We start from the raw sequence: 11,478 nt of genomic DNA, 5'->3' as shown, positions 1-11,478 counted from the left end.
GGCATCCACGCCGCGGGCCTCGGCGCCGCCCGGCACCCGCTGCTCGGCGCCGCCGTCGAACTCGCCGACGCCGGCGGCATCCTGCTCACCGGCCGGCTCTCCGCCCGGTCCCGGCCCTGGCTCGCCGACCGCGAGACGGCGGGCACCACGCTGCTGCCCGAGTCGGTCCTCGTCGAACTGGCCGTCCGGGCCGGCGACGAGGCCGGCTGCACGGTCCTGGAGTCGCTGACCGTGCGCGAGCCGCTGCCGCTGCCCCGGCGCGGAGCGGTGCGGATGCAGATCCTGGTCGGCGCCGCCGACGACACGGGACGGCGCACGGTGACCGTCCACTCCCGGCCGGACGACGACGAGGGCGACCAGACCTGGCGCTGCCACGCCGAGGGCACCCTGGGCACGGCCGACCGGCCCGCCGGGGACGCACCGGCCACCGGAGCCTGGCCTCCCGAGGACGCCGAGCCGGTCGACGTGGACGGCCTCTACGAACTGCTGTCGCTGCACGGCCACTCCTACGGTCCCGCCTTCCGCGGTGTGCGCGCCCTGTGGCGTCGCGGCGGCGACCTCTTCGCCGACCTCACCGTCCCGGACGAACTGCGCGACCAGGACCCCGGGGCCTTCGGCCTCCACCCGGTACTCCTCGACGCGGCCGTGCAGACCGCCCTGTCCGCCGTGCCCGAGGCGGGCGGAGGCCGGATCGTGCTGCCGCTCGGCTGGCAGGGTGTCACCGTGCACGCGACCGGAGCCGGAGCCGCGCGACTGCGGGTCACCGGCGCGGGCACGGACCGTGTCCGGCTCACCCTGATCGACGCCGAAGGACGGCCACTGGCCACCGTCGACTCCGTCGCCCTGACCGCCGTCCCCGTCGCGGACCTCGCCACGGACGGGCCGGTCGACGGGCTGTACACGCTGGAGTGGGCGCCGCTGTCCGACCGCACCACCGACGCCGGCGCCGCCGGGCGCGAGGACGGCGACTGGGCGGTCCTGGGAGCGGACGGTGCGGGTCTCGCGGCTCACCTGACCGCGCAGGGCCTGCCGGTCCGCGCCCACCACGACCTCGCTGCCCTGCGCAGCGCCCTGGACGACGGTGCCGCGCTGCCCGCGACGGTGCTGCTGCCGGTCGGCTCCACCGGCCGACCCGCCGACAGCGCGGGCCTCGCCGCCGCGGCCCAGGACGCCACCGCGGCCGTCCTGACCACCCTGCAGGAGTGGCTGGCCGACGAGCGCCTCGACGCCGCCCGGCTGGTGGTCCTCACCCACCACGCCGTGGCGGCCGGCGCCGACGACCGCGTAGCCGACCTCGCGCACGCCCCGGTCTGGGGACTCGTGCGTACGGCCCAGTCGGAGCACCCCGGCCGCTTCCTGCTCATCGACCGTGACACGGCCGACGCCCTTCCCCCGGCCGCCGTACGCGACGACGAGCCCCAGATCGCCGTACGCGGCGACGCGTTGCTGGCACCCCGGGTGGTCCGCGCGGCGCGCCCGGTCGAGGAGACGGAGGAGACGGCCGCGGCGTTCGGGCCGGACGGCACGGTTCTGGTCACCGGCGGCACCGGCGGACTGGGCGCCCTGGCCGCCCGGCACCTGGTGACCGGGCACGGCGTACGACGGCTGCTGCTGGTCAGCCGGTCCGGGCCCGCCGCACCGGGGGCGGCCGCACTGCGGCAGGAACTGACCGCGCTCGGCGCCGAGGTGACGGTCATGGCGTGCGACGTCGCCGACCGCGCCGCCCTGGCCGCGCTCCTCGCCTCGGTGCCGGCCGAGCACCCGGTCACCGCGGTCGTGCACACCGCCGGTGTCCTCGACGACGGCCTGCTCACCTCCCTCACCCCGGAGCGCCTGACCACGGTCTTCGCCGCCAAGGTCTCCGCCGCGGCACACCTGCACGAGCTGACGAAGCATCATTCCCTGTCCGCCTTCGTGGTGTTCTCCTCCGCGGCGGGCCTGCTCGGCAATCCCGGACAGGCCAACTACGCGGCCGCCAACACCTTCCTCGACGCCCTCGCCCAGCACCGCCGCGCCGCCGGCCTGCCGATGACGTCACTGGCGTGGGGACCGTGGGAGCGGTCCGCGGGTATGACGGCCACCCTGGACCGTACGCACACGGCCCGGACTGCCGCCCGGGGCGTCATCCCGCTCTCCGCGGAGCACGGACTGTCCCTGTTCGACAGCGGCACGGCTGCCGACCGGGCGCTGCTGCTGGCGATGCGGCTCGACACAGGGGCCCTGCGCTCCCACGCGCAGAACGGTGAGTTGCCGTCGCTGCTGCGCGGACTGCTGCGGGTCACCGTCCGCCGGGACGCGGCCACCGCGGCCGGGCAGGGCGGCGGATTCGCCCGCCGGCTCGCCGCACTGCCCCGCGCGCGTCGGCGCCGGGCGGTGGCCGAGCTGGTCACCGGCCAGGTCGCCGCCCTGCTCGGCTACGACAGCGCCGACCTGGTGGGCTCGGACAAGCCGTTCAAGGAACTGGGCTTCGACTCCCTCGCCGCCGTCAACCTGCGCAACCGGCTCGGCCAGGAGACCGGACTGCGCCTGCCCGCCACCCTCGTCTACGACCACCCGACCTCCAGCGCCCTGACCCGCCACCTGGTCACGGCACTGGGGCTGGACGCCGAACAGAACGACAGCGACGGCACCTTGGCACGGCCCGCTGCCGCCGTACCCGACGACGACCCGGTGGTGATCGTCGGCATGGGCTGCCGTTACCCCGGCGGAGCGGATTCCGCGGAAGCGCTGTGGCGGCTGGTCGCCACGGGCGCCGAGGGGCTGGGCCCCTTTCCCGCCGACCGTGGCTGGGACCTGGACGCGCTGTACGACCCGGACTCCGACCGCCCCGGCACCACCTATGTCCGCGAGGCGGGATTCCTGTACGACTCGGGCGAGTTCGACGCCGAACTCTTCGGTATCTCGCCCCGAGAGGCGCTGGCCATGGACCCGCAGCAGCGGCTGCTGCTGGAGACGGCCTGGGAGGTGTTCGAGCGGGCGGGGATCGCGTCCGTCTCCCTCAAGGGCAGCCGCACCGGCGTGTTCGCGGGCGTGACCTACCACGACTACGCGTCCGGCATGCAGATGGGCACCGCCGGAAATGTGGCCGCGGGACGGGTGTCGTACGCGTTCGGGCTGGAGGGACCCTCGGTGGCGGTGGACACCGCCTGTTCGTCCTCGCTGGTCGCCCTGCACCTGGCGGCGCAGGCGCTGCGCGCCGGGGAGTGCGACCTGGCACTGGCCGGCGGGGTGGCGGTCATGTCGCAGCCGGACCCCTATGTGGCCTTCAGCCGCGAGCGCACCCTCGCCGCCGACGGCCGGTGCAAGCCGTTCTCGGCCGACGCCGACGGCACCAACTGGGCCGAGGGTGTGGGCCTGCTGCTCCTGGAACGCCTCTCCGACGCCCGGCGGCGCGGCCACACCGTGCTCGCCCGGATCGCGGGCAGCGGCATCAACCAGGACGGCGCCTCCAACGGACTGACCGCCCCCAGCGGGCCGGCCCAGCAGCGGCTGATCCGCCAGGTGCTGGCCTCCGCCGGACTCACCGCGGCCGACGTGGACGCCGTGGAGGCACACGGCACCGGCACCCCGCTCGGCGACCCGATCGAGGCCCAGGCGCTCGTCGCCACCTACGGGCAGAACCGCGAACGGCCGCTGTGGCTGGGCTCGATGAAGGCCAACATCGGCCACACCCAGGCGGCCTCCGGGGCCGGCGGGGTGATCAAAATGATCATGGCGATGCGGCACGGCCTGCTGCCCCGCACCCCGCATACGGACCGGCCCACCCCGCACGTCGACTGGTCCGCGGGCGCGGTGCAACTGCTGCACGAGGACGTGGCCTGGCCGCGCGGCGACCGCCCGCGCCGGGCCGGCGTGTCGTCCTTCGGCATCAGCGGCACCAACGCGCACGTGATCATCGAAGAGCCGCCCCGGGACGGGGAAGACGCCACCGGCGGTGCCGACACCCCTGTCGATGCCCACACCGCCGGCGGCACGCGGACCGGGGCCCCGACGCTGCCCGGCCGCATCCCGCTGCCGCTGTCCGCGCGCAGCGCGGTGGCGCTGCGCGGGCAGGCGGCCCGGCTGCACGCCTTCCTGGCGGAGGAGCCGACGGCACGGCTGCACGACGTGGCCCTGTCGCTGGCCACCACCCGGTCCGCACTGGAACACCGCGCCGTGCTCACCGCCACCGACCACGACACGGCCCTGCGCGTCCTGAAGGCGCTGGCGGACGGCACCGAGCCCGACATCCCCGTCATCAGCGCCGCCAGGACCGGCTCGGACCGGCCACCCGTCGTACTCGCCTTCCCGGCGCCCGACGCCCGATGGACGGCGAGCGCAGCCGCTCTGGCGGGCTCCGCCCCGGTGTTCGCCGAGACACTCACGGCCTGCGGACGGGCCCTGTCCCCCCTGGCCGGCTGGACCCCCGCCGACGTCCTGGCCGGCCGCACCGAAGCCGACTGGCAGCAGCGGCCCGAGATCGCCAGGCCGCTCGGCTGGGCGGTGACCGTCGCCATCACCGCACTGCTGCGCTCGTACGGCATCGAGCCCGCGGCGGTGACCGGTGAGGGCTACGGCGAGATCGCGGCGGCCTGCGCCGGCGGGCTGCTGTCCCCGGAGGCCGGCGCCCGGCTGGCCGTCCACCACAGCCGTACGACGGACGAGAGCGTGCCCTCGGTCCGGTTCGGGCCCGCCGAGGTGCCGTTCCACTCCGCGGCGACCGGCGGATGGCTGGACGCGGGGGAGGAGACCGACGCCGTACGGTGGGCCGCGGACCTGGCCGAGGGCTCCGGCCGCTTCGAGGAGGCGCTGCGGGCGCTGCTCGACAGCGGGCACCGCACGGTGGTCGTCCTCGGCGGGGAGCAGCCGGCCGGCGGCACGGAGCCGGGTACCGGTCACCCCGGGACGGGCGAACAGGCGGATCTGCTGCCGCTGGCCGGCCCGGACGTGCCCGACCTGACGGCTCTGCTCGCGCACCTGCACGTCCGGGGCGTCGAGATCGACTGGGAGGCCGTGTTCGCGCCCACCGGAGCCCGCCGGGTGCCCTTGCCCACGTATGCCTTCCACCGCCGCCACTACTGGATGCCCGCCGTTCCCCGTCCGGACGGCGACAGGTCGTCCGCCGGATCGGCCGGACCGGCGGCGGACGGGCACCCGCTGCTCGACTCGGTCGTCGAACTCCCCGAAACGGGCGGACTGTTGCTGACCGGAGGCCTGTCGCGGGCCGGCCAGCCGTGGGCCGCGGCGCGGACCGTGGCCGGCACCGTCACGGCGCCCGGGTCGCTCCTGGTCGAACTCGCCGTCCAGGCCGGTGACCGGGTCGGCTGCGACCGGATCACCGAACTGACCGCGGAGGAACCACTGGTCCTGCCCGAGGACGGCGAAGTCCGGCTGCGGGTGACCGTCGGCGAGCCCGGCGCATCGGGGGAACGCCCGCTGGCGGTGTACTCCCGGCCGGCCGGCGCCCTGCCCGGCACCCCCTGGACCCGCCACGCCCGCGCGGCGCTGTGCTCCGGCGGCGGACCGGCCTCCTTCGACCTGGAACTCTGGCCGCCCGCCGAGGCGGAGACGGTCGACCTCGCCGGCCTGCCCACCTCGCACACGGACGGCCTGCTGGGCCTGTGGCGGCACGGTGACGATGTGTTCGCCGAGGTCGCGCTGACCGCCGAGCAGCGGCCGGAGAGCGCCCACTACGGCCTGCACCCGGCCCTGCTGGACACCGCCCTGCGCGCCCTCGCCCTCACCACGACGGACGAGACCGCCCCACAGGACACCGCCCGCCCGCCGCTGCCCGAGTCCTGGCACCAGGTGGCGCTGTACGCCGAGGGCGCCTCGACACTGCGCGTACGGCTGACCCGGACCGGCCCCGACACCGTCGCCGTGGACGCGGCCGACGACACCGGCCTGCCTGTCGCAGCGATCGGCGCGATCCAGTTCCGTCCCGCCGACCCCGCACGGCTCACCCGTGCCCGCACCGCCCAGCACGGCCCGCTGTTGCGGCTGCGCTGGACCCGGACGGCGTGCGAGAACCCCAAGGACAAACCCCGTTGGGCGCTCGTCGGCCCCGATCCGCTCGGCGCCCGGTCGGCCCTGATGAAGGCGGGCGTCTACACCGAGGCGTACCCCACCCTCGGCGCCCTCACGAAGGCGGTGGACTCCGGGGTGGCCGTGCCCGACGCGGTGCTGGTCGGCTGTGCACCCGAGCTCGCGGACACCGCCCTGGCCCAAGCCGTCGGCCACGCGTCCGAACTGGCCCGCACTTGGCTGTCCGAGGAGCGGTTCGCCGACGCGCGGCTGGTGTTCCTGACCCGTGGTTCCCTCACCGCCGTCGACGGCGCGGGGGCACCGGACCCGGCGGCGGCGGCCGTATGGGGCCTGATCCGCTCCGCACAGCTGGTCGACCCCGGCCGACTGGTCGTGGCCGACCTGGACGGCACCCGCGCGACCTGGCGTGCCCTGCCGGCCGCGCTCGCCACGCCCGAGCCGCAACTGGCCCTCGTCCGGGGCGCCGTGCACGTGCCGAGGCTCGCCCCCGTGGAGACTTCGGAAGGCAGCGCGGGAGTCCTGACGGACCCGTCGGGCACCGTCCTCGTCACCGGCGCGACCCGGTCGGCCGGCGCCACGGTGGTGCGGCACCTGGTGGCCGAGCGAGGCGCGCGGCGGTTGCTGCTCGCGGCCCCGGCGCACGGCGACGGGTTCGCCGAGCTGGCGGCGGAACTGACCGCGCTGGGTGCCGACGTGACCGTCGCGGACTGTGACCCGGCCGACCGGGCGGCGCTGGCCGCGCTGGTGGAGTCGGTGCCCGCCGGGCACCCGCTGACCGCCGTCGTGCACACGGCGCAGCTACCGGAGGACGGCGAGACGGCGGAGGAACTCCTGGCGGAGGAGCTGCGGTCGGCTTTGAACCTCGTCGAACTGGCCGATCACCGGACACCCGCCGCCGGGGCCCCCTTGGTCTTCCTGTCGTCCGCCGCGGGCACGCTGGGCGCCGCCGGACGGGGCGGCGAGGCCGCACTGGGAGCCTTCCTCGACGCTCTCGCCCTGCGCCGCCGTGCGGCGGGGCTGCCGGGGATGTCGGTGGCGTGGGGACCGTGGGACATCGGGGAGGGCGTGGCGAGCGGCGCACTCGCGGGTGTGGCACGGCTGCCCCGAGCCGCGGGCCTTGACCTCTTCGACGCGGCCTGCGCCCTCGACGCCCCCACCGCCGTGCTGCTTCGTCCGGACGCCGCCGCCCTCGTCGGCGGATCCGGCGACGAGAGCCTGCCGGCCCCCCTGCGGGGCCTGGCCGGACCAGCGGCCCGGCGACGAGTGGGGCAGCGGGGGAGCGCGGGAACCCTCAGCATGCTCCGGCGCCGCCTCGCCGGTCTGGCCGACGCCGAGCGCGAAGCCGTCCTCATGGACATCGTCCGTAGGGACGTCGCCGCGGTGCTCGACTACCCGTCGCCCGAGGCCGTCGAGGCCACCCGCGCCTTCCGGGACATCGGCCTGAACTCGCTCACCGCCTTCGCCCTGCGCAACCGGCTCCGTGAGACCACTGGACTGCGGCTGCCCGCCGCCCTGCTGTTCGAAGTCGACACCCCCGGACGGCTGGCGGCGCACCTCAAGGACGAACTCCTGCGCCCGTGACACCGGCCACCGCACCGCACGCCAGCAGTAGCCCGACACCCAAGGAGGAGAAGCACAGATGAAAACGGACGGCGTCTATGTCGACACGGTCGGGGCCTACATCCCGGACCGGTGGGTGAGCGTCGAGCAGGCTGTGCGGGAAGGGCTCTACGACGAGTACTCCGTCCAGTACGGCACCGGCCTGACCGCCGCGTACATCGCGGACGACCTGCCCGCGCTGGACATGGCGGTGCTGGCCGCCCGGCAGGCGTTCCGCCGGTCCGCCAATGACCTCGACGACCTCGACTACCACGTCCACTGCACCGCCGTGCAGCATGGCCCCGAGGGGTTCTACCCGCCCGGCTATGTGCTGCGTGAGCTGGGCGTGAGCGAGGTGGCCAGCACGGACGTGCGCCAGCATTCCAACGGCCTGCTGGCCGGTATCGAGGTCGCCGTCGGTCAGTTGACGGGCGCCGCCGGCGCCGAGACCGTGCTGGTGACGGCGGCGGAGAACTTCACCAGTCCGCTGATCGACCGGTGGACGGGGTTCGGTACCGGATTCACCGCCAGCGACGGTGGCGCCGCCGTCCTGCTCAGCGGCGAAGGAGGGTTCGCGGCGCTGCGCGCGGTGAATTCCGGGACCCAGCCGGAACTGGAACAGTGGCATCGCGGCGAGGAGTCGCTGCTGCCGTTCCGCGGGGAACAGCGCAAGGCGTCCGGCACGATGGAACTGCTGTCCTACTTCAACCAGCACGTGATGCCCCTGGACAAGTGCATGGAGATGATCCGCGACTTCGAGCTGGACATCGTGCACCGGTCGCTGGTGGACGCGGGGCTGAACGCGTCGGACCTGAGGTGGGTGGTGGCCGCGAACAGCGACTCCCGCATGATCGACCAGATGAAGATGCAGCCGCTGGGCCTGCCGATGTCCCGCTCCACCTGGGACTTCGGCAAGGAGTACGGCCATATGGGCGCCTGCGACATGGCGGTCTCCCTCAACCACCTGCTGGTCAACGGGCTGCTGTCCCCGGGCGACCACATCCTGATGACCACGTCGGCGTCCGGCTGGGTGTCGACCTCGGCCGTCCTCACCATTCTCGAACTGCCGGCCTGGGCCCAGGAGCAGCCGGTCACCTGAACGGGGCCCACCCATGGAGGCAGCGAAAGACCCGGCACCGCGAGGACGAGGTGCCGGGTCTGTTCGTGGTGGCCGGGGCAGCGGGGCGGCCCCGGAGTGTCAGTGCTCGCGCCTGGCGTACACCATGGAATAGCGGAAGACCTCGGGCAGGTGCGCGGCGTTCTCCACCGTCACGGAGAAGCCCTGTGCGTCGAGGATGTCCCGCACCGCGTCCAGGCGGCCGTCGAGGTCCTGCACCTCGATGACGGTCTGGCGCACGCGCTGCCAGTCCGCCGCGTCCAGTCCTTCCATGACCTCGAGTTCCGCGCCCTCGACGTCGATCTTCAGCAGGTCGATCGGACCCTCGGGCGCCCATGTGCGGAGCTTGTCGGAGAGCCGGTTCACCTCGGCCTCCACCTCGAAGCCGGCCATGATGCGGTCCAGGGCTTCCTGGCCGATCTGCTCCACCGTCAGCTCCTGCCCGACCTTCTTCTGCTCGGGGTACCGCGTGGAGTTGCCGGGCAGGGCGGGGTAGAACGTGAAGCGGACCTGCTCCTCATACCGACGGCCCAGCGCCGAGCGCACCACCTCCACGTCCTTCGCGCCGTGGCTGTCCAGGTTCTCCAGCAGCGCCTGGTGAATGGCCGGGATCGGCTCGAACGCCAGGATCTTCGCGCCGGGGAACTCCTGCTTGACGAAGAGGGAGAACAATCCCACATTCGCTCCGGCGTCCACGATCCGCGAGGAATCGGAAAGCTGGATTCCGTGCTTGAGATACGTGCGCTCGACGAATATCTCGTTGTAGATGAAGTCGACTTCGGAGAACAGTGCGCCCTCCGTCTGCGGAACGAAGAACGAAACGCCGTCAGCGACCTGAACTGACCTGATGTCGGTCATGAAGTGCTCCCTGAGCCGTGGATTGCTGCTCAGTGTGCCTCGCGGAACACCAGCAATTTCCTAGACTTGGACGGGCTGTTCAGGCATCCCGGTTACGCAGCACGAGATACCCGCCGAGCACGGCCGCGGCCACCCACAGCAGCATGATGGCGAGGCCGCCACCGGGCCCGTACGGCACATCCGACTTCTCGACCACCCGCGCCATGGCCAGACCGGCCTGGTCGGGAAGGTAATGCGCGGCATCCTTGGCGCCGGGCACCGAGGTCAGGATCTGCGTGACGAGGAAGAAGAACGGCATGAGAATGCCCATGGACAGCATGGAACTGCGCAGCATGGTGGCCACGCCCATCGAGAACACGGCCATCAGCGTCATGTAGAGCCCGGCGCCCAGTGTCGCGCGCAGCACGTTGTCCGCGCCGATCGTGGTGCTGTGGGAACCGAGCGCGGCCTGCCCGGCGAAGAAGGTCGCAAAGCTGGTGACCATGCCGACCACGAGCGCGGCACCGGTCGCGACCGTCACTTTGCCGAAGTAGAAGACACCGCGCCGCGGCACCGCCGCCAGCGAGTTGCGGATCATGCCGCTGCTGTACTCGCCGCCGACGACCATGACCCCGAACGCGATCATCGCCAGCTGGCCCAGGACGCCGCCGGCGAAGCTGGTGCCGGCGGCGTCGAAGGAGAGCTTCTCCTGCTGCGACAGGTCGTCGTACTGGGAGTTCGACAGCGCGCTCACCAGCGTGCCGAAGACCACGGTGACGGCGAAGGCGGCGAACAGGGTCCACCCCGTGGAGCGGACCGTGGTGAGCTTGGCCCACTCGGAGCGGAGGGTCGCGATGGGTGCGGACATGGGTCAGGACTCCTTGCCGGTGGTCTGCGGTGCGGGCCCGCCGCCGGGCGACTCGGCGGCCGCGGCGAACGGACCGGTGCGGTACTCGGCCGCCTCACCGGTCAGCGCGATGAACGCGTCTTCCAGGGACGCGTGCTGCGGGCTCAGCTCGTGCAGCAGGATGCCGTGCGCCAGGGCGAGTTCGCCGAGGCGCTCCGACGGGACCTCGGTCACCTCGAAGGCACCGGAGCCGTTCTCGGTGGCGGTGATGCCGGCGGCGGACAGCGCGTCCCGCAGCTTCTCCGGTTCGGGCGTGCGCACGCGCACGGACGACCGGGAGTTGCGGTCGATGAAGTCCTCCATGCTGGTGTCGGCGAGCAGCTTGCCGCGGCCGATGACGACCAGGTGGTCGGCGGTCAGCGCCATCTCGCTCATCAGATGGCTGGAGACGAACACCGTGCGGCCCTGCGAGGCCAGCCGTCGCATCAGGGTGCGGATCCAGTGGATGCCCTCCGGGTCGAGGCCGTTGACCGGCTCGTCCAGCATCACGATCTCCGGATCTCCGAGCAGCGCCGCGGCGATGCCGAGCCGCTGCCCCATGCCCAGGGAGAAGCCCTTGGGCCGTTTCCTTGCGACCGAGTCCAGACCGACCTCATGAAGCACTTCGTCGACCCGGGTCAGGGGTATGCCGTTGCTGAGCGCCAGGCACCTGAGGTTCTGATACGCGCTGCGTCCGCCGTGCATCGCCTTCGCGTCCAGCAGCGCACCGATCTGACGCAGCGGCTCCTTGAGCCGGGCGTAGGGCCGGCCGTCGATGTGAACATGGCCCGAGGTGGGGCGGTCCAGACCGAGCATCATCCGCATCGTGGTGGATTTGCCCGCTCCGTTGGGTCCGAGGAATCCGGTGACGCAGCCGGGCCGGACCGTGAAGGTGAGGTCGTCGACCACAACCTTCTCGCCGTACCGCTTGGTCACTCCGGCAAGCTCAATCATGGGGCTCACGCTAAGCGGAGGAGTGTCTTCCGACCTGTGTTCGGGGGATTTGTCTAGGGGT

The 11,478-nt window shown here is 73.3% G+C and carries 5 protein-coding genes; 2 read left to right on the top strand and 3 right to left on the bottom strand.

Translation table 11 applies throughout. The features are described from left to right. Positions 1 to 7,605 (top strand): type I polyketide synthase (locus POF73_RS32290; protein ID WP_272122570.1); only part of this gene is annotated, 7,605 nt, incomplete at its 5' end. A gap of 58 nt (positions 7,606 to 7,663) precedes the next feature. After that, positions 7,664 to 8,722 carry a ketoacyl-ACP synthase III family protein gene (locus POF73_RS32285; protein ID WP_272122569.1) on the top strand — a complete coding sequence of 353 codons (1,059 nt, stop codon included), beginning with the start codon at positions 7,664 to 7,666 and terminating at the stop codon, positions 8,720 to 8,722. Between the two features lie 99 nt (positions 8,723 to 8,821). Here the strand turns inward: POF73_RS32285 and POF73_RS32280 are convergent, their stop codons facing one another. The 3 genes from POF73_RS32280 to POF73_RS32270 all read right to left on the bottom strand — a co-directional run bounded on the left by POF73_RS32280 (position 8,822) and on the right by POF73_RS32270 (position 11,417). Further along, positions 8,822 to 9,598, bottom strand: a complete 777-nt coding sequence (locus POF73_RS32280; RefSeq protein ID WP_272122568.1) for an FkbM family methyltransferase — start codon at positions 9,596 to 9,598, stop codon at positions 8,822 to 8,824. Between the two features lie 79 nt (positions 9,599 to 9,677). Then, entirely contained in the window at positions 9,678 to 10,445 is a 768-nt protein-coding gene (locus POF73_RS32275) for an ABC transporter permease subunit (protein ID WP_272122567.1), read from the bottom strand. Positions 10,446 to 10,448: 3 nt separating this feature from the next. Continuing rightward, on the bottom strand, positions 10,449 to 11,417 hold the full coding sequence (locus POF73_RS32270) for an ABC transporter ATP-binding protein (RefSeq protein ID WP_272122566.1): 969 nt from the start codon (positions 11,415 to 11,417) through the stop codon (positions 10,449 to 10,451). Positions 11,418 to 11,478 lie beyond the last annotated feature (61 nt).

Origin of the sequence: Streptomyces sp. HD (assembly GCF_028369295.1) — a bacterium.
In the GTDB taxonomy this organism is placed as follows: domain Bacteria; phylum Actinomycetota; class Actinomycetes; order Streptomycetales; family Streptomycetaceae; genus Streptomyces.
This window is presented reverse-complemented; position numbering and strand designations above follow the sequence as displayed.

What these genes read in the sequence shown, in the direction of transcription:
- POF73_RS32285 (WP_272122569.1), top strand. Translation starts at nt 7,664, where the DNA reads ATGAAAACGGACGGCGTCTATGTCGACACGGTCGGGGCCTACATCCCG.
- POF73_RS32280 (WP_272122568.1), bottom strand. Translation starts at nt 9,598, where the DNA reads ATGACCGACATCAGGTCAGTTCAGGTCGCTGACGGCGTTTCGTTCTTC.
- POF73_RS32275 (WP_272122567.1), bottom strand. Translation starts at nt 10,445, where the DNA reads ATGTCCGCACCCATCGCGACCCTCCGCTCCGAGTGGGCCAAGCTCACC.
- POF73_RS32270 (WP_272122566.1), bottom strand. Translation starts at nt 11,417, where the DNA reads ATGATTGAGCTTGCCGGAGTGACCAAGCGGTACGGCGAGAAGGTTGTG.